Origin of the sequence: Micromonospora sp. NPDC049497, from assembly GCF_044465805.1 — a bacterium.
Taxonomy (GTDB): Bacteria; Actinomycetota; Actinomycetes; order Mycobacteriales; family Micromonosporaceae; genus Micromonospora.
The window spans coordinates 52660-76119 of record NZ_JBITMC010000014.1 but is presented as its reverse complement, the minus strand read 5'-3'; the positions used below and the strand labels follow the sequence as shown (position 1 = coordinate 76119).

General features: G+C 73.8%; 20 protein-coding genes. 18 read left to right on the top strand and 2 right to left on the bottom strand.

The features are described from left to right. The first annotated feature begins 41 nt into the window (after positions 1-41). The 16 genes from carA to ACIBR0_RS19750 all read left to right on the top strand — a co-directional run bounded on the left by carA (position 42) and on the right by ACIBR0_RS19750 (position 19388). Complete coding sequence (gene carA / locus ACIBR0_RS19825) at positions 42-1220, top strand: glutamine-hydrolyzing carbamoyl-phosphate synthase small subunit (protein WP_396717736.1); 1179 nt, start codon at positions 42-44, stop codon at positions 1218-1220. After that, entirely contained in the window at positions 1213-4560 is a 3348-nt protein-coding gene (gene carB, locus ACIBR0_RS19820) for a carbamoyl-phosphate synthase large subunit (RefSeq protein ID WP_396717545.1), read from the top strand. The genes carA and carB overlap by 8 nt, the downstream gene beginning before the upstream one ends. A gap of 5 nt (positions 4561-4565) precedes the next feature. Next, on the top strand, positions 4566-5612 hold the full coding sequence (locus ACIBR0_RS19815) for a quinone-dependent dihydroorotate dehydrogenase (protein ID WP_396717544.1): 1047 nt from the start codon (positions 4566-4568) through the stop codon (positions 5610-5612). Between the two features lie 12 nt (positions 5613-5624). Then, positions 5625-6899: an adenosylmethionine--8-amino-7-oxononanoate transaminase gene (locus ACIBR0_RS19810; protein WP_396717542.1), complete on the top strand. Its 1275-nt coding sequence runs from the start codon at positions 5625-5627 to the stop codon at positions 6897-6899. An 89-nt stretch (positions 6900-6988) separates the two neighbouring features. Beyond that, entirely contained in the window at positions 6989-7828 is an 840-nt protein-coding gene (gene pyrF / locus ACIBR0_RS19805; RefSeq protein WP_396717540.1) for an orotidine-5'-phosphate decarboxylase, read from the top strand. 173 nt (positions 7829-8001) lie between these two features. Continuing rightward, the gene (mihF, locus tag ACIBR0_RS19800; RefSeq protein WP_007458370.1) at positions 8002-8319 is read left to right on the top strand and encodes an integration host factor, actinobacterial type; all 318 of its coding nucleotides are present in this window, start codon (positions 8002-8004) and stop codon (positions 8317-8319) included. A 25-nt stretch (positions 8320-8344) separates the two neighbouring features. Next, positions 8345-8878 carry a guanylate kinase gene (locus ACIBR0_RS19795; protein WP_396717537.1) on the top strand — a complete coding sequence of 178 codons (534 nt, stop codon included), beginning with the start codon at positions 8345-8347 and terminating at the stop codon, positions 8876-8878. A gap of 43 nt (positions 8879-8921) precedes the next feature. After that, positions 8922-9185 carry a DNA-directed RNA polymerase subunit omega gene (rpoZ, locus tag ACIBR0_RS19790; protein ID WP_007075826.1) on the top strand — a complete coding sequence of 88 codons (264 nt, stop codon included), beginning with the start codon at positions 8922-8924 and terminating at the stop codon, positions 9183-9185. 14 nt (positions 9186-9199) lie between these two features. Next, the gene (gene coaBC / locus ACIBR0_RS19785; protein ID WP_396717535.1) at positions 9200-10408 is read left to right on the top strand and encodes a bifunctional phosphopantothenoylcysteine decarboxylase/phosphopantothenate--cysteine ligase CoaBC; all 1209 of its coding nucleotides are present in this window, start codon (positions 9200-9202) and stop codon (positions 10406-10408) included. Positions 10409-10497: 89 nt separating this feature from the next. Then, entirely contained in the window at positions 10498-11691 is a 1194-nt protein-coding gene (gene metK / locus ACIBR0_RS19780) for a methionine adenosyltransferase (RefSeq protein ID WP_357041446.1), read from the top strand. Between the two features lie 65 nt (positions 11692-11756). Continuing rightward, complete coding sequence (locus ACIBR0_RS19775) at positions 11757-13682, top strand: primosomal protein N' (protein ID WP_396717532.1); 1926 nt, start codon at positions 11757-11759, stop codon at positions 13680-13682. Between the two features lie 183 nt (positions 13683-13865). Beyond that, on the top strand, positions 13866-14852 hold the full coding sequence (locus ACIBR0_RS19770) for an AAA family ATPase (protein WP_396717530.1): 987 nt from the start codon (positions 13866-13868) through the stop codon (positions 14850-14852). A gap of 150 nt (positions 14853-15002) precedes the next feature. After that, a complete protein-coding gene (locus tag ACIBR0_RS19765) occupies positions 15003-16274 on the top strand; it encodes a cytochrome P450 (protein WP_396717527.1) in 1272 nt (423 codons plus the stop codon). 45 nt (positions 16275-16319) lie between these two features. Further along, a complete protein-coding gene (gene def, locus ACIBR0_RS19760) occupies positions 16320-16880 on the top strand; it encodes a peptide deformylase (protein WP_396717524.1) in 561 nt (186 codons plus the stop codon). A 4-nt stretch (positions 16881-16884) separates the two neighbouring features. Continuing rightward, the gene (gene fmt / locus ACIBR0_RS19755; protein ID WP_396717521.1) at positions 16885-17811 is read left to right on the top strand and encodes a methionyl-tRNA formyltransferase; all 927 of its coding nucleotides are present in this window, start codon (positions 16885-16887) and stop codon (positions 17809-17811) included. Next, positions 17808-19388 (top strand): RsmB/NOP family class I SAM-dependent RNA methyltransferase, encoded by a 1581-nt coding sequence (locus ACIBR0_RS19750; protein WP_396717518.1) that lies wholly within the window; start codon positions 17808-17810, stop codon positions 19386-19388. The genes fmt and ACIBR0_RS19750 overlap by 4 nt, the downstream gene beginning before the upstream one ends. A gap of 204 nt (positions 19389-19592) precedes the next feature. Here the strand turns inward: ACIBR0_RS19750 and ACIBR0_RS19745 are convergent, their stop codons facing one another. Both ACIBR0_RS19745 and ACIBR0_RS19740 read right to left on the bottom strand, forming a co-directional pair. Next, positions 19593-20483 carry a septum formation family protein gene (locus tag ACIBR0_RS19745; RefSeq protein WP_396717517.1) on the bottom strand — a complete coding sequence of 297 codons (891 nt, stop codon included), beginning with the start codon at positions 20481-20483 and terminating at the stop codon, positions 19593-19595. 84 nt (positions 20484-20567) lie between these two features. Next, entirely contained in the window at positions 20568-21479 is a 912-nt protein-coding gene (locus ACIBR0_RS19740; RefSeq protein ID WP_396717515.1) for a septum formation family protein, read from the bottom strand. Positions 21480-21738: 259 nt separating this feature from the next. Here ACIBR0_RS19740 and rpe point away from each other — a divergent pair, with 259 nt between their 5' ends. After that, positions 21739-22419, top strand: coding sequence for a ribulose-phosphate 3-epimerase (gene rpe, locus ACIBR0_RS19735; RefSeq protein ID WP_357039090.1), 681 nt, complete (start codon positions 21739-21741; stop codon positions 22417-22419). 1 nt (position 22420) lies between these two features. Beyond that, the gene (locus ACIBR0_RS19730; protein WP_357039087.1) at positions 22421-23401 is read left to right on the top strand and encodes a response regulator; all 981 of its coding nucleotides are present in this window, start codon (positions 22421-22423) and stop codon (positions 23399-23401) included. The last annotated feature ends 59 nt before the right edge of the window (positions 23402-23460 follow it).

The window sequence follows — 23460 nt, the reverse complement described above, 5'->3', positions numbered from 1 at the left end:
GAGCGGAGCCCCGCAGTCCGGATCGAAGGAGGCACAGCATGGTGAAGCGCAGGCCGGCAGTCCTCGTCCTGGAGGACGGGCGCACGTTCCACGGCGAGGCGTACGGCAGCGTCGGGGAGACCCTCGGTGAGGCCGTCTTCAACACCGGCATGACCGGCTACCAGGAGACCCTCACCGACCCCTCCTACCACCGCCAGGTGGTGGTGCAGACCGCGCCGCACATCGGCAACACCGGCGTCAACGGCGAGGACGACGAGTCCGGCCGGATCTGGGTCGCCGGGTACGTGGTGCGCGACCCGGCCCGGATCGGCTCCAACTGGCGCGCCACCGGCGGGCTGGAGGACCGGCTCGCCGCCGAGGGCGTGGTCGGCATCAGCGGCGTGGACACCCGGGCGCTGACCCGGCACCTGCGCGAGCGCGGCGCGATGCGGGTCGGGATCTCCAGCGTCGAGACCGACCCCCGCGCGCTGCTGGCCCGGGTCCGCCAGTCGCCGGAGATGGTCGGCGCCGACCTGTCCGCCGAGGTGACGACCGCGGAGCCGTACGTCGTGCAGGCGCAGGGTGCGCACCGGTTCACCGTCGCCGCCCTGGACCTGGGCATCAAGCGCAACGTGCCGCGCCGGCTCGCCGCGCGCGGGGTCACCACCCACGTGCTGCCCGCCCACTCCACCATCGACGACCTGCTGGCCACGGGCGCGGACGCGGTGTTCCTCTCGCCCGGCCCGGGCGACCCGGCCACCGCCGACGGCCCGGTGGCGCTGGCCCGCGAGGTGCTCAGCCGGAAGGTGCCGCTGTTCGGCATCTGCTTCGGCAGCCAGATCCTCGGCCGGGCGCTGGGCTTCGGCACGTACAAGCTCGGCTACGGCCACCGGGGCATCAACCAGCCGGTGCTGGACCGGGCCACCGGCAAGGTCGAGGTGACCAGCCACAACCACGGCTTCGCGGTCGACGTGTCGGGCCGCGAACAGGAGCTCAGCGCGGTGCAGGCGCCGGGCCGGAGGCCCGGCGTGGTCGTCCCCGACCAGGTGATCGAGACCGAATTCGGCGGCGTCCAGGTGTCGCACGTCTGCCTCAATGACAACGTGGTCGAGGGGCTGCGGGCGAAGGACGTGCCCGCCTTCACCGTCCAGTACCACCCGGAGGCGGCGGCCGGCCCGCACGACGCGGACTACCTCTTCGACCGCTTCGCCGAGCTCATCGAGGGCGGAAAGAATGCCTAAGCGCACAGACCTCAAGCACATCCTCGTCATCGGCTCCGGGCCGATCGTCATCGGTCAGGCCTGCGAGTTCGACTACTCCGGCACCCAGGCCTGCCGCGTGCTGCGCAGCGAGGGCATCCGGGTCAGCCTGGTCAACTCCAACCCGGCGACGATCATGACCGACCCGGAGTTCGCCGACGCCACGTACGTCGAGCCGATCACCCCGGAGTTCGTCGAGCTGGTCATCGCCAAGGAGCGGCCGGACGCCGTGCTGCCCACCCTCGGCGGGCAGACCGCGCTGAACACGGCGGTCGCCCTGCACGAGGCGGGCGTCCTGGAGAAGTACGGCGTCGAGCTGATCGGCGCGAACATCGACGCGATCCGGCGCGGCGAGGACCGGCAGCTGTTCAAGGACATCGTCGCCAAGGCCGGCGTACGCCTGGGCGTCGAGGACCCGACCGGCCTGGTGCCCCGCTCGCGCGTGTGCCACTCCATGGAGGAGGTCGAGGCGACCGTCGCGGAGCTGGGCCTGCCGGTGGTGATCCGGCCGTCGTTCACCATGGGCGGTCTCGGCTCCGGCATGGCGCACACCCCCGAGGAGCTGGCCCGCATCGCCGGCGACGGCCTGGCCGCCAGCCCGGTGCACGAGGTGCTCATCGAGGAGAGCGTGCTCGGCTGGAAGGAGTACGAGCTCGAACTGATGCGCGACCGGCACGACAACGTCGTGGTGGTCTGCTCGATCGAGAACGTCGACCCGATGGGCGTGCACACCGGCGACAGCGTCACCGTGGCGCCGGCCATGACCCTGACCGACCGGGAGTACCAGCGCCTGCGCGACTTGGGCATCGCGGTGCTGCGCGAGGTCGGTGTGGACACCGGCGGCTGCAACATCCAGTTCGCCGTCAACCCGGCCGACGGCCGGATCGTCGTGATCGAGATGAACCCCCGGGTGTCCCGCTCCTCCGCCCTGGCGTCGAAGGCGACCGGCTTCCCGATCGCGAAGATCGCCGCCAAGCTCGCCATCGGCTACACCCTGGACGAGATCCCCAACGACATCACCCTGAAGACCCCGGCGGCGTTCGAGCCGACGCTGGACTACGTGGTGGTGAAGATCCCCCGGTTCGCGTTCGAGAAGTTCCCCGGCGCGGACCCGGAGCTGACCACCACCATGAAGTCGGTCGGCGAGGCGATGAGCCTGGGCCGCAACTTCACCGAGGCGCTGAACAAGGCGATGCGCTCGATGGAGACGAAGGCCGCCGGCTTCTGGACCACTCCGGACCCGGCCGACGCGACGAAGGAGAACACCCTCGCCGCGCTGCGGATGCCGCATGACGGCCGGCTCTACGCGGTGGAGCGGGCGCTGCGGCTGGGCGCGTCGATCGCCGAGGTCACCGCGGCCTCCGGCGGCATCGACCCATGGTTCCTGGACCAGATCGCCGCCCTGGTCGAGCTGCGTGCGGAGATCGTGGACGCCCCGGTGCTCGACGCGGAGCTGCTGCGCCGGGCGAAGCGGGCCGGCCTGTCCGACCGGCAGCTCGCCGCGCTGCGCCCGGAACTGGCCGCCGAGGACGGCGTCCGTACGCTGCGGCACCGGCTGGACATCCGGCCGATCTACAAGACGGTGGACACCTGCGCCGCCGAGTTCGAGGCGTCCACGCCGTACCACTACTCGTCGTACGACGCCGAGACCGAGGTCGCCGGATCGGACCGGCCGAAGGTGCTGATCCTCGGCTCCGGACCGAACCGGATCGGGCAGGGCATCGAGTTCGACTACTCCTGCGTGCACGCCGTCATGGCGCTGCGGGACGTCGGCTTCGAGACCGTCATGGTCAACTGCAACCCGGAGACGGTGTCCACCGACTACGACACCGCCGACCGGCTCTACTTCGAGCCACTGACCTTCGAGGACGTGCTGGAGGTCTGGCACGCCGAGGACACCTCCGGCCGGGCGGCCGGCGGTCCCGGCGTCGTCGGTGTGGTCGTGCAGCTCGGCGGGCAGACGCCGCTCGGCCTCGCCCAGCGGCTCAAGAACGCCGGCGTGCCGGTCGTCGGCACCACCCCGGAGTCGATCCACCTGGCCGAGGAGCGCGGCGCGTTCGGCGCGGTCCTGGCGCGGGCCGGCCTGCGGGCCCCGGCGCACGGCACCGCCACCTCGTACGACGACGCGAAGGCGATCGCCGACGAGATCGGCTACCCGGTGCTGGTCCGGCCGTCGTACGTGCTCGGCGGGCGGGGCATGGAGATCGTCTACGACGACGCCACCCTGCGCGACTACATCGGCCGGGCCACCGACATCAGCCCGGACCACCCGGTGCTGGTGGACCGTTTCCTCGACGACGCCATCGAGATCGACGTGGACGCGCTCTGCGACGCCGACGGTGAGGTCTACCTCGGTGGCGTGATGGAGCACATCGAGGAGGCCGGCATCCACTCCGGCGACTCGTCGTGCGCCCTGCCGCCGATCACCCTGGCCGGGTCGCACGTGGCCCAGGTACGCCGCTACACCGAGGCGATCGCGCGGGGGGTGGGCGTGAAGGGCCTGCTCAACGTCCAGTACGCCCTCAAAGACGACATGCTGTACGTGCTGGAGGCCAACCCGCGCGCCTCGCGTACGGTCCCGTTCGTCTCCAAGGCCACGGCGGTGCCGCTGGCGAAGGCGGCGGCCCGGATCGCGCTGGGGGCCACGATCGCCGAGCTGCGCGCCGAGGGGCTGCTCCCGGCCACCGGGGACGGCGGCTCGCTGCCGGACAGCGCCCCGATCGCGGTCAAGGAGGCGGTGCTGCCGTTCAAGCGGTTCCGTACCCGCTCGGGCAAGGGCATCGACTCGCTGCTCGGTCCGGAGATGAAGTCGACCGGCGAGGTGATGGGCATCGACACCTCCTTCGGGCACGCGTTCGCCAAGTCGCAGTCCGCCGCGTACGGCTCGCTGCCGACCGGCGGGAAGATCTTCGTGTCGGTGGCCAACCGGGACAAGCGCGGCATGATCTTCCCGATCAAGCGGCTGGCCGACCTGGGCTTCGAGATCGTGGCCACCACGGGCACGGCCGAGGTGCTGCGCCGGCACGGCATCGCCTGCGAGCAGATCCGCAAGCACTACGAGTCCGGCGCGGGCGAGGACGCGGTGTCGCTGATCCTCGGCGGCGATGTCGCCCTGGTGGTGAACACCCCGCAGGGTTCCGGGGCGAGCGCCCGCTCGGACGGCTACGAGATCCGCAGCGCCGCCGTGACGGCCGACATCCCGTGCATCACCACGGTTCCCGGCGCGGCGGCGGCGGTGATGGGCATCGAGGCGCGCATCCGGGGTGACATGCAGGTCCGCCCGCTCCAGGACCTGCACGCCGCCCTGCGGGCCGCGAAGTGACGGGCGTGCTCTTCGAGAAGCTCGTACGGCCGGGGTTGTTCCGGATCGGCGGTGGGGACGCCGAGGCGGCGCACGAGTGGACGCTGCACCGGCTCGCAGCGCTGTCCCGGCGGCCGGCGGCGCTCACGGCGCTGCGGGCCCGGTACCTGGTACGGGCCCCGCGCACCGTGTTCGGGGTGGAGTTCCCGAACCCGGTGGGGCTCGCCGCCGGGATGGACAAGGACGGCGCGGCGCTGCCGGCCTGGCCGGCGCTGGGCTTCGGGTTCGTCGAGGTCGGCACGGTCACCGCACACGCCCAGCCGGGCAACCCCCGGCCCCGGCTGTTCCGGCTGCGCGGCAGCGAGGCCGTGGTCAACCGGATGGGCTTCAACAACGCCGGCGCGCAGGCCCTGGCCGCGCGCCTGGCGGCGCTGCCCCGCCCGATCGGGGTGCCGCTGGGCATCTCGCTGGGCAAGTCCAAGGTGACCCCGCTGGAGGACGCGGTCTCCGACTACCTGGCCTCGTACCGGGCGCTGCGGGACCACGGCGACTACTTCGCCGTCAACGTCTCCTCGCCGAACACCCCGGGCCTGCGCGCGTTGCAGGACCGGGCCCACCTGGACGCGCTGCTCGCCGCCCTGGTGGGGGAGAAGCCGGTGCTGGTGAAGATCGCTCCGGACCTGACCGAGCCGGCCATCGCCGAGCTGCTGGAGGTCTGCCTGGCGCGGGGCGCGGCCGGGGTGATCGCGACCAACACGACGCTGGCCCGCGACGGGCTCGCCCCGGCCGACCGGGAGCGCGGCGCGGAGACCGGCGGCCTGTCCGGCCGGCCGTTGGCCGCCCGCGCCCGGGAGGTGGTGTCCTTCGTGCACCGCGAGACCGCGGGCCGGCTGCCGGTGATCGGCGTGGGCGGGATCCTCGACCCGGACGACGCGGCCCGGATGCTCGACGCCGGAGCGGCCCTCGTCCAGCTCTACACCGGCTTCATCTACCGGGGCCCGGCGCTGGTCCGCGCCGCCGCCCGCGCGGCGGCCACCTCCCGCCCCTCGCCGGCCACCCCGGCGTCGATCTAGGGCGTGGCGCGGATGACACCCGAGGAGGTCCTGGCGGGGGACCGGGCGCACGTGTGGCACCCGTACGCGGCGCTGCCACCGGCGTCGCCGCCGTACGTGGTGGACGGCGCGCAGGGCGTACGGCTGCGACTGGGCGACGGCCGGGAGCTGGTCGACGGGATGTCGTCCTGGTGGGCGGCGATCCACGGCTACCGGCACCCGGTGCTGGACGCGGCGGTGACCGACCAGCTCGGCCGGATGAGCCACGTGATGTTCGGCGGGCTGACCCACGCCCCGGCGGTCACGCTGGCGCGCACGCTGGTCGAGCTGGCCCCGGACGGCCTGGAGCACGTGTTCCTGGCCGACTCCGGGTCGGTGTCCGTCGAGGTGGCGGTGAAGATGTGCCTGCAGTACCAGCGGGCCACCGGCCGCCCGGAACGCCGTCGGCTGGGCACGTGGCGCGGCGGCTACCACGGCGACACCTTCCACCCGATGAGCGTCTGCGACCCCGAGGGCGGGATGCACCACCTCTGGGGGGACGTGCTGCCCCGGCAGGTCTTCGCCCCGGTGCCGCCGGCCGGCTTCGACGCGGAGCCGGACGAGTCCTACTGCGCGGCGCTCGTGGAGGCGGTCGAGCGCCACGCGCACGAGCTGGCGGCGGTGATCGTCGAGCCGGTGGTGCAGGGCGCCGGCGGGATGCGGTTCCACCACCCGCACTACCTGCGGGTGCTGCGGGAGGTGACGGCCGCCCACGGCGTACTGCTGATCTTCGACGAGATCGCCACCGGCTTCGGCCGGACCGGCCGGATGTTCGCCGCCGAGCACGCCGGGGTCACGCCGGACGTGCTCTGCGTCGGCAAGGCGCTGACCGGCGGCTACCTGACCCTGGCCGCCGCGCTCTGCACACCGGAGGTCGCCCGGGGCATCTCCGCGGCCGGTGTGCTGGCGCATGGCCCCACCTTCATGGGCAACCCGCTGGCCTGCGCGGTCGCCAACGCCTCCCTCGGCCTGCTGCGGGCGGGGGACTGGTCGGCGCAGGTGACACGACTGGAGAACGGGCTGCGGGCCGGTCTGGGGCCCCTGCGCGGTGCGCCCGGCGTGATCGACGTACGCGTGCTCGGCGGCATCGGCGTCGTGCAGCTGGACCACGAGGTGGACATCGCGGCGGCCACCGCCGCCGCCGTGGGCGAGGGCGTCTGGCTGCGGCCGTTCCGGGACCTGGTCTACACCATGCCGCCGTACGTCACCGACGACGCCGACCTGGCGAGGATCACCGCCGGGGTCGCGGCCGCCGTCAGGGCGGGCTGAGCGGCCGTACGCGGGCGGCGCGCGTCGCCCGCGCGAGGAACGTGCCCGGGCGGGCCTGCGCCGGGGTACGCGGAGAGGGAGGCACTGCGATGGAGACCTTCGGCGCCCGGCTGCACCGGGCCATGAGCGAGCGGGGGCCGCTCTGCGTCGGCATCGACCCGCACCCCGGTCTGCTGGCCCGGTGGGGCCTCGACGACGACGTACGCGGGCTCGACCGGTTCGCCGGAACAGTCGTGGAAGCCCTCGGTGACCGGGTCGCGGTGATCAAGCCCCAGTCGGCCTTTTTCGAACGGTTCGGGTCCCGAGGTGTGGCCATCCTTGAGTCAACTATCCGACAGTTACGTAACACTGGCTCGCTCGTTGTCGCCGACGTCAAGCGCGGGGACATCGGCTCGACCGTCGCCGCCTACGCCTCGGCCTACCTTGATCCATCGAGTCCGCTGTATGTCGACGCGATGACCGCCAGCCCGTACCTGGGCGTCGGTTCGCTCGCCCCGATGTTCGAACTGGCGGCCCGGCACGGCGGCGGCGTCTTCGTGCTGGCGTTGACGTCGAACCCGGAGGGCGCCGCCGTCCAACGTGCGCGGACGGCCGACGGGCGCACCGTCGCGCAGACCGTCATCGACGAGATTTCCCAGCTCAACGCGGGTGCGGAGCCGCTGGGAAGCATGGGTCTCGTGGTCGGGGCGACGGTCGGCGACACCGGCCACGACCTGGCCGGCGTGAACGGCCCGCTGCTGGCACCGGGCCTCGGTGCGCAGGGCGCCACGGCCGCGGACCTGCGCGTCGTGTTCGGGTCGAGCCTGCCCGCGGTGCTGCCGTCGTACTCGCGCGAGGTGCTCGGCGCGGGTCCGGATCCGGCCGCCCTGCGGGCCGCCGCGGACCGCGTGCTGACCGAGTGCCGGGCCGCCCTGGCTGCCGTTGACTGACTGATGACTCGGTCACTTTCTGTTGATCGACGCGCGCCCACGTTGCCGAAAGCTCCGTTGACCGCTAGTTTTCCCCGCGCTGGGAACCATTGACCCCTTGGTTCACAGCGACACCACGTATCACAGTGCGGCGGTGCGCCCCGCCCGCCGCGATAGGGACCTGAGGAGAACTGGTGCCGCTCCCGTCACTGACCCCTGAGCAGCGCGCAGCCGCGCTGGAGAAGGCCGCGGAGATCCGCAAGGCCCGTGCTGAGCTGAAGGAGCAGCTCAAGCAGGGCAAGACCACCCTCGGAGCTGTCCTCGAGCGTGCCGAGTCCGACGATGTCGTCGGCAAGCTCAAGGTGTCCGCCGTCCTCCAGGCGATGCCGGGCATCGGCAAGATCCGGGCTACCCAGATCATGGAGAAGCTCAAGATCGCTGACAGCCGTCGCCTGCGTGGCCTCGGCGAGCAGCAGCGCAAGGCACTGCTTGGAGAGTTCGCCGCCAACTGAGGCCGGCAGCGTGTAGAAACAAGCAGTGAGCACGGATGACAGGGCGCGCCCGGCGGCTCGGCTCACTGTCCTCACCGGACCTTCGGGTTCCGGCAGGGAGAGTGTCGTCGAGTCGGTCCGGGCGCGTTCCCCGTCCGTGTGGGTTCCGGTCCCGGCCACCACCCGGCCCCGTCGGCCGCACGAGGTGGACGGGGTCGACCGGCTTTTCCTGACCCCGGCGGAGTTCGACCGCCGGCTCGCCGCGGGCGAGCTGCTGGAGTGGAGCCGGTTCGGTCCGCACCGGCGCGGCACGCCGTACGAGCCGCTGCGGGCCTGGCTGGACGCCGGCCGGTCGGTGCTGCTGCCCCTGGACCCGCGCGGCGCGCTCCTGGTCCGGTCGGCGCTGCCGAACGTCCGGCTGGTGCTGCTCCACCTGCCCGGGACCGCCCCCGACCCGGCCCTCCACGCGGTCGCGGAACTCACCGTCGCGCACGACCTGACCGAGCGGGTCGTCGACGAGCTGGTAGGCTTGTTCGGTTCTTCCTTTCTGGCTCCGGCGCGACCGCGCGTGCGCGGTTGACCGCCAGCACCGCGCGCGGTGCGAAAGACGCAGAGGTTAATTCGTGGGATCCATCGCCAACCCCGAAGGCATCACCAACCCGCCGATCGACGAGCTCCTCGAGAAGACGACGTCGAAGTACGCGCTGGTCATCTTCGCGGCCAAGCGCGCGCGCCAGGTCAACGCCTACTACAGCCAGCTCGGTGAGGGCCTGCTGGAGTACGTCGGTCCGCTGGTCGAGACGACCCCGCAGGAGAAGCCGCTCTCCATCGCCATGCGCGAGATCAACGCGGGCCTGCTCACCGCCGAGCCGACCGACCAGCCGTAATCCGCCCGGCACCGATGTCCCCCCGGATCGTCCTCGGGGTCGGTGGCGGCATCGCCGCCTACAAGGCGTGCGAGCTGCTGCGGCTCTTCACCGAGTCGGGTCACCAGGTCCGGGTCGTGCCGACGGCGTCGGCGCTCCGCTTCGTCGGGGCGCCGACCTGGGCGGCCCTGTCTGGGCAGCCGGTCGCCGACGACGTCTGGGCCGACGTGCACGAGGTGCCGCACGTCCGCCTCGGCCAGCAGGCCGACCTGGTCGTGGTCGCGCCGACCACCGCGGACCTGCTCGCGAAGGCCGCGCACGGCCTCGCCGACGACCTGCTCACCAACACGCTGCTCACCGCGCGGTGTCCCGTGGTGCTCGCCCCGGCCATGCACACCGAGATGTGGGAGCACCCCGCCACGGCGGCCAACGTCGCGACCCTGCGGTCGCGTGGGGTCCGCGTCGTCGAGCCCGCCGTGGGCCGGCTCACCGGGGCCGACACGGGCAAGGGCCGGCTGCCCGACCCGGCGGAGATCTTCGCCGTCGCCCGGCGGGCCCTGGCCCGGGGCGTCCACGCTCCCGCGGACCTCGCCGGCCGGCACGTGGTCGTCACCGCCGGCGGCACCCGGGAGCCGCTGGACCCGGTGCGCTTCCTCGGCAACCGCTCGTCGGGCAAGCAGGGCTACGCGTTCGCCCGCTCCGCCGTCGCCCGCGGCGCCCGCGTCACCCTGATCTCCGCCAACGTCGCGCTGCGCGACCCGGCCGGCGTGGACCTGGTGCGCGTGGGCACCACCGCCGAGCTGCGCGACGCCACCCTCGCCGCCGCCGAGCGCGCCGACGTCGTGGTGATGGCGGCCGCTCCCGCCGATTTCCGTCCGGCGACCTACGCGCCTGGCAAAATCAAGAAGTCGGACGACGGCAGCACGCCCACCATCGAGCTCGTCACCAACCCGGACATCGCCGCCGAGCTGGGCCAGCGTCGTCGACCGGAGCAGGTGCTGGTGGTGTTCGCCGCCGAGACCGGCGACGCGGAGGCCAACGGCCGGGCCAAGCTCGCCCGCAAGCGGGCGGACCTCATCGTCATCAACGAGGTCGGCCCGGACAAGGTCTTCGGCGCCGAGACCAACGCGGCGACCGTCATCGGCGCGGACGGCTCGGTCAGCCGGATGCCCGAGCAGTCCAAGGAGGACCTCGCCGACGGCGTCTGGGACCTGGTCGTGACGCGGTTGGCCGGTCGTTCCTGACCGTTGGACTTCGACACGACCAGCCCCCGCTCTCCGCAGCGCGGTGACTACACTTCCGCGGAACGACTTTTCCATACCCTAGGAGTGCCGTGACACGCCGCCTCTTCACGTCCGAATCGGTCACGGAAGGCCACCCGGACAAGATCGCCGACCAGATCAGCGACGGCATCCTCGACGCCCTGCTCGCGCAGGACCCGCACAGCCGGGTGGCGGTGGAAACCCTCATCACCACCGGCCAGGTGCACGTCGCCGGCGAGGTCACCACCAAGGCGTACGCCGACATCCCCACCATCGTCCGGGAGACCATCCTCGGCATCGGGTACGACTCGTCGAAGAAGGGCTTCGACGGGGCGTCCTGCGGTGTCAGCGTCTCGATCGGAGCGCAGTCGCCGGACATCGCGCAGGGGGTCGACAACGCCTTCGAGCTGCGCACCGGCGCGTCGGAGAGCGCGTTGGACGCACAGGGTGCGGGCGACCAGGGCATGATGTTCGGGTTCGCCTGCTCGGAGACTCCCGAGCTGATGCCGTTGCCGATCGCCCTGGCCCACCGGCTGGCCCGCCGGCTGTCCGCGGTGCGCAAGGACGGGACGATCCCGTACCTGCGGCCGGACGGCAAGACGCAGGTCACCATCGAGTACGAGGGCCTGCGCCCGGTCCGCCTCAACACCGTCGTGGTCTCCAGCCAGCACGCCGCGGACATCTCCCTGGACTCGCTGCTCACGCCGGACGTGCGCGAGCACGTCATCGCCCCGGAGCTGGAGAGCCTGGGCCTGGACACCGAGGGCTACCGGCTGCTGGTGAACCCGACCGGCCGCTTCGAGATCGGTGGTCCGATGGGTGACGCCGGCCTGACCGGCCGGAAGATCATCGTCGACACCTACGGCGGGTACGCGCGGCACGGTGGTGGCGCCTTCTCGGGCAAGGACCCGTCGAAGGTGGACCGTTCGGCCGCGTACGCGATGCGGTGGGTGGCGAAGAACGTCGTCGCCGCCGGCTTGGCGGAGCGGTGCGAGGCGCAGGTCGCGTACGCGATCGGCAAGGCGCACCCGGTGAGTTTGTTCATCGAGACCTTCGGCACGGAGACCGTGCCGGTGTCGTCCATCGAGAAGGCCGTGACGGAGGTGTTCGACCTGCGTCCCGCCGCCATCATCCGGGACCTGAACCTGCTCCGGCCGATCTACGCCCAGACCGCCGCGTACGGGCACTTCGGCCGGGAGCTGCCAGACCTGACGTGGGAGAGCACCGACCGGGCCGCCGACCTCAAGTCGGCCGCGGGAGCCTGACCGGCACCAGGCGCAGCGACCGGCAACCCGCGGACGGGTCGCCGGTCGCTCGTGTCTGCGTCGACGTGCCCCTGGCCCACCTGGACCGGCCGTTCGACTACCTGGTGCCCGCCGAACTGGACGCCGAGGCGGTGCCGGGCACCCGGGTGAAGGTCCGCTTCGCGGGACAGCTCGTGGACGGGTGGCTGCTGGAACGGGCCGACGACTCGGGGCACACCGGGCGGCTCGCGTACCTGGAGAAGGTCGTCTCGCCGGAGCCGGTGCTCGCGCCGGAGGTCGCGGCCCTGGCCCGCGCGGTCGCCGACCGGTACGCCGGCAGCCTCGCCGACGTGCTCCGCCTCGCCGTGCCGCCCCGGCACGCCCGGGTGGAGAAGGAGCCCCGCCCGGACGGCGGAGTCACGCCGCCGGCCGGCCCGGCGGGCGAGCCCGCGCCCGAGGTGGATCCGGGAGCGTGGCGGGACTACCCGGCCGGGCCGGCCCTGCTGCGCGCGCTCGCCGACGGCCGGGCTCCCCGCGCCGTCTGGTCCGCCCTGCCCGGCGAGGACTGGCCCGCCCGGTACGCCGAGGCCGTCGCCGCCACCGTCGCCGGTGGCCGGGGCGCGGTGGTGGTGGTCGCCGACAACCGGGACCTTGACCGCCTCGACGCCGCCCTGACGGCCGCGCTCGGCCCCGGACGGCACGTCACGCTCTCGGCGGCGCTCGGCCCCGCCCGCCGCTACCGGGCGTTCCTGGCCGCCCGCCGGGGTGACGTGCCGGTGGTGATCGGCACCCGGGCCGCCATGTTCGCCCCGGTGCACCGGCTCGGCCTGGTGGCCGTCTGGGACGACGGTGACGACCTGCACGCCGAACCCCGGGCGCCCTACCCGCACGCCCGCGACGTGTTGCTGACCCGTGCGCAGCTCAGCGACGCCGCCGCCCTGGTCGGCGGGTTCGCCCGTACCGCCGAGGCGCACCTGCTGGTGGAGACCGGCTGGGCCCGGGAGGTGGTGGCCGACCGGGCCACCGTGCGGTCCCGGATGCCGGCGATCGCCCCCACCGGCGACGACCCGCAGCTGGCCCGGGACCCGGGCGCGGCCACCGCCCGCCTGCCCAGCCTGGCCTGGACCACCGCCCGGGACGCGCTGCGCGGCGACCTGCCGGTGCTCGTGCAGGTGCCCCGCCGTGGCTACCTGCCCTCGGTCGCGTGCGCCGACTGCCGCACCCCGGCCCGCTGCCCGCACTGTTCCGGTCCGCTCGCGCTGCCCTCGGCCGAGGGCATTCCGGCGTGCCGGTGGTGCGGGCGCGTCGCCGCCGCGTACGCCTGCCCGGAGTGCGGTGGACGGCGGCTGCGCGCCTCGGTGACCGGCGCCCGGCGCACGGCGGAGGAACTGGGCCGCGCCTTCCCCGGCGTGCCCGTGCGGACCTCCGGGCGGGAGGAGGTCCTCGCGGTCGTCCCCGGCGGCGCGGGCCTGGTGATCGCCACGCCCGGCGCGGAACCGGTCACCGAGGGCGGCTACGGCGCGGTGCTGCTGCTCGACTCGTGGGCGCTGCTCACCCGCGCCGACCTGCGGGCGGGGGAGGAGGCGCTGCGCCGGTGGCTCGCCGCCGCGGCGCTGGCCCGCCCCGCCGAGGCCGGCGGTCGGGTGGTGGTCGTCGCCGACGGGGCCCTCGCGCCCGTCCAGGCGCTGCTGCGCTGGGACGCCGCCTGGTTCGCCGCGCGGGAGCTGGCGGAGCGGCGGGAGCTGGGCTTCCCGCCTGCGGTGCGGATGGCGAGCGTCACCGGGCCGGCGGCGGCGGTCGCCGACCTGCTCGCCGAGGCCCGCCTGCCCGAGGAGGCGGAGTTGCTCGGCCCGGTACCGGCCGACGGCGAACGGGAGCGCATGCTCGTCCGGGTGCCCCGTGCGCGGGCCGCCGCGCTGGCCGGGGCGCTGCACACGGCCGCCGGGGTACGCACCGCGCGCAAGGCCGCCGACCCGGTCCGCCTCCAGGTGGACCCGCTCACCCTGTTCTGAGCGGTGTCGGCGGCCCGCCGCCGGGGTAGGGCAGGACAGGCGGGCCGGAACCGGGCGGCCGGTGTCGCGGTGCGTGACCGTCGCACCCCGTGTGCGGGAGGACGCTCCTCCCCGGGTGGTAGCATCGCCCGTCATGCCCGGGGCGTACGACCGAAACAGCCGGTGATCAGGGGTGGACCAGTCGTGACCGTTCGTCAATCGATCGTCTTCAACGGCGACCTCGGCAGCGGCAAGAGCACCGTTTCCATGGAGATCGCCAAGCGGCTGGGCCTGCGCCGCGTGAGCGTCGGCGACCTCTACCGCCAGATGGCGCAGGAGCGGCAGATGACCGCTCTCCAGCTCAACCTGCACGCCGAGCTGGACCAGGCCGTCGACGGGTACGTCGACCAGCTCCAGCGGGACATCGCCGCGTCCGGCGAGTCGCTGGTCATGGACTCCCGCCTGGCCTGGCACTTCTTCACCGACGCGCTCAAGGTGCACATGATCACCGAGCCGGGCGAGGCGGCCCGACGGGCGCTGCTGCGCCCCTCCGGGCCGGCCGAGAGCTACACCTCGCTGGAGGAGGCGAAGGCCAAGCTCCGGGAGCGCAGTGACAGCGAGCGCAACCGGTTCATCCTCCGGTACGGGGTGGACAAGGCCCGGCTGCGCAACTACGACCTGGTCTGCGACAGCACCCGCGCCACCCCCGCCGAGGTGATCACGCACATCATCGACGCGTACGAGGGTCGGCTCGGCGCGGACGTGCTGCGCGACAGCCCGCCGCTGCTGCTGCTCGACCCGGCCCGGGTGTACCCGACCGAGGACGTCTCGGCCCTGCGCGACCTGTGGGACACCGGCTTCGTCGGCGAGGTGGCCACCGCCGGCGACGAGGCGCTGAAGCCGTTGAAGATCGGCTACACCGGTGAGTACTTCTTCGTGGTGGACGGCCACCGCCGGCTCAGCGCCGCGCTCCAGAGCGGGTTCCACCTGGTGCCCGCCCTGCTGGTCGCCGAGGTGGATGAGCCGGTGGTCGGCGGGATGAGCGCGGTGGACTACTTCGCCGCCCAGGTCCGCCCCGGCCTCATCCACGACTGGGAGGCCGCCCACTCCATCACGCTGCCGCTGCCCGAGCACGCCCTGCTCGCCGCCGGCGACGCGGTTCTGGCCGGGGAGCCGGGCGCCGGCGTCTGAGCCGTCCGTCCGCACCGCCCTCCGGCCAGCCCGGTCCACCCTCCGGGGCGCCGGTCCGACCCGCGCACGCTCTCGCCGCGCGGGGTCGCACGGCGTGCGGTCGGCGCGCATGATGGAGCCTCCCGACCCGATCGACGCGGGAGGCCGCTCATGGACGCCGCCGAGGCACTGACGCTGCTCATGTCGCCCGAGGGACGGGTCGACCCCTATCCGACGTACGAGCGGCTGCGCGCGTACGGGCCGGTGGTGCAGGCCGGGCCGGTCTTCTACGTGGTCACCGGCCACGCCGAGGCCGACGCGATCCTCCGGGACCCGGGGTTCGGGGTGCTCGACGACGCGCTGCGCGACCAGTTCCTGCCCGGTTGGCGGGAGAGCCCGGCGGTGGCGTCGATCTCCCGGTCGATGCTGCGCACCAACCCGCCCGACCACAGCCGGATGCGTCGGCTGGCCTCCGGGGCGTTCACCCCGCGCCGGATCGGGGCGATGCGGGACGTGGTGGAGGCGCAGGCCGGCGACCTCGTCGACGCGATGGTCGCGCGCGCCGCCGCCGGCGAGCCGGTCGACTTCATGTCCGAGTTCGCGTATCCGCTGCCGGTGGGAGTGATCTGTGCGCTGCTCGGCGTCCCGGCGGAGGACCGGCCGCTGTTCCGGCGCTGGGCCGGCGACCTCACCGGTGTGCTGGAGCCGGAGATCACCGCCGAGGAGCTGGCCGTCGCCGACCGGGGTGCCACCGAGCTGCGTGACTACTTCGGCGAGCTGATCGCCGCCCGCCGCCGGGCACCCGCCGACGACCTGACCACCGCCCTGGTGCAGGTGCACGACACCGACGGGGACCGGCTCTCCGGCGACGAGCTGCTGGCCAACCTGGTGGTGCTGCTGGTCGCCGGCTTCGAGACCACCACCAACCTGCTCGGCAACGGCCTCGTCGTGCTGCTCGACCACCCCCGCGAGGCCGCCACGCTGCGCGACCGGCCGGACCTCGCCCCGGCGTACGTCGACGAACTGCTCCGCTTCGACTCCCCGGTGCAGCTGACGACCCGGGTCAGCGGCGTCGCCACCCGGTACGGCGACGTCGACGTGCCCGCCGGGAGCTGGGCGCTGCTGCTGCTGGGCGCGGCCAACCGGGACGCCCGGCGCTACCCCGAGCCGGAGCGTTTCGACCCGTGGCGACCGCAGGTCCACCCGCTGTCGTTCGGTGCCGGCCCGCACTACTGCCTCGGCGCCGGCCTGGCCCGGCTGGAGGCCCAGGTCGCCTTCCCGCTGCTGCTGCGCCGGCTGCCCGGCCTGGCGCTGGCCGGCACGCCCCGGCACCGGACCCGTCTCACTCTGCGCGGCTACGACACCCTCCCGGTGACCATCGACGCGGAGGCGGCGGCCCCCCATCGTGGTACGCCGGCCGGAGCGGCCCGGCACACTCCGTAGACTGGTACGGCCCAGCTCGTCCCGCCCACGAAGGAGCCACCCCGAGTGACCGTCCAGCCCATCCGTCTGTTCGGGGATCCGGTGCTGCGCACGCCGGCCGATCCGGTGGTCGACTTCGACGCCGAGCTGCGCCGGCTCATCGCCGACCTCACCGACACGATGCGCGAGCAGAACGGGGCCGGTCTCGCGGCGCCGCAGCTCGGAGTGGGCCTGCGCGTGTTCGCCTTCGACGTCGACGACGTGCTCGGCCACCTGGTCAACCCGGTGCTGGAGTTTCCCGACTCCGAGGAGCAGGACGGCCCCGAGGGGTGCCTGTCCATCCCCGGGCTCTACTTCGACACCAAGCGCCGCCAGAACGTGATCGCCAAGGGCTACAACGGCTACGGCGACCCGCTGCAGATCGTCGGCACCGGCCTGATGGCGCGCTGCGTGCAGCACGAGACGGACCACCTCGACGGCGTGCTCTTCGTCGACCGGCTCGACCCGGCCGGCCGCAAGGAGGCGATGAAGGCGATCCGCCAGGCGGACTGGTACGACCCGGCCGCCCCGCCGACGGTCAAGCTCAACCCGCACGCCTCCAGCAGTCCCTTCGGTCTGGGTCGGTGAAGCGGTGCGCGTGATCTTCGCCGGCACCCCGGCCGTCGCCGTCCCCGCCCTGGCCGCCGTCGCCGCCTCCGGGCACGAGCTGCTGGCCGTGGTGACCCGCCCCGACGCCCCGGCCGGCCGTGGCCGTGGCCTGTCCCGCTCCCCGGTCGGTGCGTGGGCCGACGAGCACGGGGTCGAGGTGCTCACCCCGGCCCGGCCCCGGGAGCCGGAGTTCCTGGCCCGCCTGCGGGAGCTGGCACCGGACTGCGTGCCGGTGGTCGCGTACGGCGCCCTGGTGCCGCCCGCCGCGCTGGAGATCCCCCGACACGGGTGGATCAATTTGCACTTCTCGCTGCTGCCGGCCTGGCGCGGTGCCGCCCCGGTGCAGCACGCGGTGCTGCACGGCGACGAGGTGACCGGCGCCAGTGTCTTCCAGCTGGAGGAGGGGCTGGACACCGGCCCGGTCTTCGGCACCCTGACAGACGAGATCCGCCCCGGCGACACCTCCGGTGACCTGCTGGACCGGCTGGCCGAGTCCGGTGCCGGCCTGCTGGTCGCCGTCCTCGACGCGATCGAGGCCGGCACCGCCCGCGCCGAGCCGCAGCCCGCCGACGGTGTGTCCCTGGCGCCGAAGCTGACCGTCGAGGACGCCCGGGTCCGATGGACCGACCCGGCCTTCGCGGTGGACCGCCGGGTCCGCGCCTGCACCCCCGCGCCCGGCCCGTGGACGACGTTCCGGGGGGAGCGGGTCAAGCTGGGCCCCGTCGACCCGGTGCCGGACGGCCCGGAGCTGAAGCCCGGTGAGCTGCTGGTGGAGAAGGCCCGGGTGCTGGTCGGCACGGCCACCACCCCCGTGCGCCTCGGCGAGGTGCGCGCGGCCGGCAAGCGGGCCATGCCGGCGACCGACTGGGCGCGCGGCGCCCGGGTCACCGCTGGCGAGGACCTCGCGTGACCGGGCCGTCGCAGGACCGGGAGGAGCGCCACTCCGCCGAGGGCGGGCGCGGTTCCTCCGGCTCGGGTGGGCGTGGCTTCTCCGGCTCGGGTGGGCGTGGCTTCTCCGGTTCCGGTGGGCGCGGCGAGGCCGCGTCGGATCGCGGACGTCCCTCGGGCGGCGCGCGCGGCGGCCCGCGCGGCGCGGACCGGCGTGACGGCGCCCGGCGGCCGGTGCGGCCCGCCGTGGACCTGCCCCGCCACGTCGCGTACGAGGCGATCGCGGCCGTGCACCGGGACGACGCGTACGCCAACCTGGTGCTCCCGGCGATCCTGCGGGACGCCGGACTCTACGGCCGGGACGCCGCGTTCGCCACCGAGCTGACCTACGGCACGCTGCGGCACCTCGGCACGCTGGACGCGATCCTGTCCGACGCCGCCGGCCGGGACGTGCAGCGCATCGACCCGCCGGTCCGGGACGCGCTGCGGATCGGGGCGTACCAGCTGCTGCACACCCGGGTGCCGGCGCACGCCGCGGTGTCGTCCACGGTGGACCTGGTGAAGTCGGTGGGCCCGGGCGCGACCGGGTTCGCCAACGCCGTGATGCGCGAGGTGGCCGGCCGGGACTCCGACGCGTGGGTGGCGAAGCTGGCCCCGCCGATGGAGACCGACCCGGTCGGGCACCTGGCCCTCGCGTACAGCCATCCGCAGTGGATCGTGCGGGCCTTCGCCGAGGCGCTCGGCGGCGACCTGGCGGAGACCGCCCGGCTGCTCATCGAGGACAACGAGCGTCCACCGGTGCACCTGTGCGCCCGGCCCGGCCTCGCCGACCCGGTGGAGTTGGCCGACGAGGTCGGCGGCGCACCCGGCGCGTTCTCCCCGTACGCGGTCTATCTCGGCGGCGGCGCTCCCGGCGACCTGCCGGCGTTGGCCCAGGGGCGCGCGCACGTGCAGGACGAGGGTTCCCAGCTGGTGGCCAACGCTCTCGCGGTGGCCCCGCTGGACGGGCCGGACGGCCGCTGGCTGGACCTGTGCGCCGGCCCGGGCGGAAAGTCCGGCCTGCTCGGCGCCCTGGCGGCGCAGCGCGGGGCGCGGCTCACGGCGGTGGAGGTGTCCGAGCACCGGGCCCGACTGGTCTCCCAGGCCACCCGGGACCTGCCGGTCACGGTGCTCAACGTCGACGGCCGGACGGTCGGCGCCGACCCGGAGCTGCCCGAGGAGCATTTCGACCGGGTGCTGGTCGACGCGCCGTGCACCGGGCTGGGCTCGCTGCGCCGACGACCGGAGTCGCGCTGGCGACGCCAGCCGTCGGATCTGCCGCCGCTGACCCGGTTGCAGCGGGAACTGCTGGCCGCGGCGCTGCGGGCGGTCCGCCCCGGCGGCCTGGTGGCGTACGTGACCTGCTCCCCGCACACCGTGGAGACGCACGTGACGGTGACCGAGTCGGCCCGCCGCTCGGGCGTGCCGGTCGACTTCGTCGACGCCCGGCCCCTGCTGCCCGCCGGAATGCCCGGCCTCGGTGACGGGCCGACGGTGCAGCTCTGGCCGCACCGGCACGGCACCGACGCCATGTTCCTGGCGGTCCTCCGCCGCACCTGACCACCCCGCTCACCCCGCCCCCGCCCCCGCCCCCCGCCCCTCGCTCCCCGCTCCCCGCTCCCCGCCCCCCGCCCCCCGCGATCTTGCACTTTCGGCCCCCGCTATGGGGTGTCCTGTCCCTTATGCCCCGGCACAAAGTGCAAGATCGCGGGGAGCGGGGAGCGGGGGGGCGGGGGCGCAGGGTGGGTGGGTGGGTGGGGTGGGTCAGGTGCGGGGGAGGGCTTTGGTGCCGGCGTTCTTGACCGAGCGGGTCAGGGTGCGGTCGTCGGCCCAGAGGAAGCACTGCACGCCTCGGTCACCGTTGCGCCAGTCCTGCTCGTACGGCTGGAAGTAGATCGACCCGGCGCGGAACTCGACGTCGCCGCGCGGCACCTTCGCGTACGACGCGACGAGGGCCAGGCACGCCTCGTGTGCCTTGCGTTCGGCCTTGTCGAACTCCGCGTAGCTGGTGTCCGGGGCGACCCAGACGCCGACGAACTCGGCCCGGTGCTTCCTCGTGCAGGCGACCGCCTTCATCTCGGTGACGTCGTCGCCCTTCATGACCGGGTCGAAGCACCCGTGACGCAGCGGCGCGGCGCCGGTCAGCGCGCCCTTCAGGCTGCCCGTGCGCAGCACCACGCTCGGGTCGTCCACACCGCGCACCTCGGTGGCGTCGCAGCGGAACCAGCGGGACCCCCCGGTCCAGGCCGCGGGCGAGGGGTACACCACGGAGACGCCGACCCGGCCGGTACGCCAGTCCGCGCCCAGCGCCTTCGTCGTCTCCTTGTGGCAGGTGGCGTGCGCGGCGCGGGTACCGGCGGACCCGGGGGCGGGCGGCTGGGCGCCCGTCGCGGCGGCGCCGGTGAGGGTGCCGACGTGCAGGGTCTCCACGCGGTGCGGACGATCGCAGCCCACCGGCCCGTACGAGCTGAGGTAGCCGACCTCCTGGACGTGGGAGTGGCAGGTGCCCGGCTCGGGGGTGAATGCCGCGGGGGCGGCGATCGTGGTCCAGTCGTCGGTCAGGTCACCGTCGATGCCGGCCGGCGGCGTACCGCAGCCGGTCAGCGTCACCGCCGCCACGGCGCCGAGCGCGACCCCGATGAGCCACCGTCGCATCGCCGTCGACCTCCCGTCGTCCGGTGGTCGGCGCCGGCCCGTCGACCGGTGCGCGCCACGGTGCGGGAGCATACGGCACCGTGCTCAGATGGCGGGTAGTCCCTGCGGGCCGGCGCCCCGCATGGACCGGGTCAGCTTGCGGTCGTCGCTCCACAGGAAACAGCGCACGCCCCGGTCGCCCTCCTCCCACTCCCGCTGCGACGGCGGGTAGAAGATGGACCCCGCCCGGTACGGCAGGTCGCTGTTGTTGGGCACGGCGGCGAACGCGGCGATCAGCGCCATGCACCGCTTGTGCGCCTGCTGGTCGGCCTTGACGAACTCGTCCCAGCTCATGTCGCGCTCGACGTAGACGCCGACGAACTCGGCGCGGTGCGGCTCGGTGCACAGCACCGGGGCCATGTAGTTGAGGTTGTCACCGATGAGCTTCGGGTCGAAGCAGCCGTGCACCAGGCCCGAGTCGCCGATCATCGCGCCCCGCAGGCTGCCGGTGCGGTTGATCGGCCGTGTGTTGTCGATGCTGTCGGTCTCGCTGAGGTCGCACCGGAACCAGCGCGAGCCGCCCCGCCAGGCGGGGACCGTCGGCAGGGCGATGTTCAGGGTGAGCCGGGCGGAGTGCCAGTCGCCGCCGAGCACCTCCCGCGCCCGCTGGTCGCACTCGGCGCGAGCGGTACGCAGCGCGGGGGAGCCGGGCTCCGGCCGCTCGCGCTGGCGGGCCGCGGCGCCGGTGAAGGTGCCGACGTGCACCGCCTCGGCGAGGTGGTTGCGGGCGCAGTCCACCGTCTCGTACGTGGCCGCCTGCACGACGGACGTGATCCGGGGCATGCAGACCCCGGAGGCCGGTGTGAACGGCAGTGGCGCCGACAGCACGGGCCAGTCGTCGACGAGGTCGCCGTCCGAGCCGCCCGGTCGTACGCAGCCGGCCAGCAGGGCCGCGCCCGCGCCCGCCAGCGCCAGCGCCGTCAGCACCTCGGGGACACGCCCCAGCAACCGTCGCATCATCCGCCCTTTCCGGGAGCTGACGGCCGGTCGACCTGTCGCCGGGCGGGGGTGCCCGCCGACGTCGTACGACCCACGTCACCGTCCCCGATGGAGTGTTGCCGCGTTTCCGTCGTCCGGCCAGTCACCGATGGCTGTTCGTCCGGTTTGGCCGGGCCGGAACGGCCTATTCTGCACCACTGGTCACCGCTGGGTCACAGGGCGTCCCGGTTGGTGCCGCGCCGCTGGCGGCGGGTGGCCGCGTTCGTACACTGGCCCGGTGACCGTACCGCCGCCGATCGTCGCGCCGAGCATCCTGGCCGCCGATTTCGCCCACCTCGCCCGAGAGGTCCGTGCCGTCGAGAACGCCGCGGACTGGTTGCACGTCGACGTCATGGACAACCACTTCGTGCCGAACCTGACCATCGGGCTGCCCGTGGTGCAGAGCCTCCGGGCCGCCACCGAGCTGCCCTTCGACGTGCACCTGATGATCACCGACCCGCGGCGCTGGGCGCCCGGGTACGCCGACGCGGGGGCGTACAACGTCACCTTCCACGCGGAGGCCTGCGACGATCCGGTGGCCCTGGCCAAGGACCTCCGTTCGGCGGGTGCGAAGGCGGGGCTGGCGATCGACCGGGACACGCCGATCGAGCCGTACCTGGAGCTGCTGCCGAGCTTCGACACGCTGCTGATCATGACGATCAAGGCGGGCTTCGGCGGGCAGCGGTTCCTGCCGCACCTGCTCGACAAGGTCCGCGCGGCCCGCCGGCACGTCGACGCCGGCCACCTGGAGCTGCGCATCGAGGTCGACGGCGGGATCGCCGCCGACACCATCGAGCAGGCCGCCGAGGCCGGCGCGGACGCGTTCGTGGCGGGCACCGCCGTCTACGGCGCGGATGATCCGGCGGAAGCGGTCCGCCGCCTCCGCTCCCTCGCCGAACGCGCGGTGGCCGGGGCCTGACGTGGACCCGGCCGACGACCGCAGGGACCTGATCCTCGTCGTCGACGACGACGAGGACATCGCCCGCTTCGTGGAGTTCAACCTGCGGTTGCACGGGTTCGACGTGGTCCACGCCGGCGACGGCCAGGAGGCGCTGGAGGTCATCGAGCGGCAACGCCCGGACCTGGCGGTGGTCGACCTCATGATGCCCCGCATCGACGGTCTGGAGCTGACCCGCCGGCTGCGGGCCGACCCGATGACCGCGGCCCTGCCGGTGATCATGCTGACCGCCAAGGGCCTGACCGTCGACAAGGTGCACGGGCTCAGCGCCGGTGCGGACGACTACCTGGTCAAACCGTTCGACACCGCCGAGCTGGTGGCCCGGGTCAGTTCCACGCTCCGCCGCAACAAGGAGTTCCGTGAGGTCTCCCCACTGACCGGCCTGCCGGGCAACAGCCGCATCCGGCGGGAGATCGCCGACCGGATCCGTGGCGGGTCGGACTACGCGGTCGGCTACATCGACATCGACCGCTTCAAGAGCGTCAACGACGTGTACGGCTTCTCCCGCGGCGACGACTTCATCACCGCGCTGGCGCGCAGCCTGCACCGGGCGGTGATCTCGGTCGGCCTCCCGCCTGCCTTCCTCGGCCACGTCGGCGGCGACGACTTCGTCTTCGTCTGCACGCCGGCGCAGGTGCTGCCGCTCACCGCGAGGGTCTCGGCCGACTTCGAGAAGGCCGCTGACGCCCTCTACGACCCGTCCGACGCGGCTCGGGGTTACGTCGAGGTGAAGGACCGGCGGGGCAACCTGCACCGCGCCCACCTGGTCACCCTCTCGATCGGTGTGTCCGTCTCCGACGCCGGCAAACGCCTCACCAACCCGCTCCAGGCCATGAACCTCGCCTCGGAGATGAAGACGGTGGCCAAGAGCCAGCCCGGGTCGTACGTGGCGGTGGACCGTCGCCGCAGCGTGGGTGACCCGCACCACCGCCATGTGAAGTAGCTCGCCTGTGGGGAGACACGCCCCGTCGGGCGTGTAAGACTTTCGGGGTACCCACCACG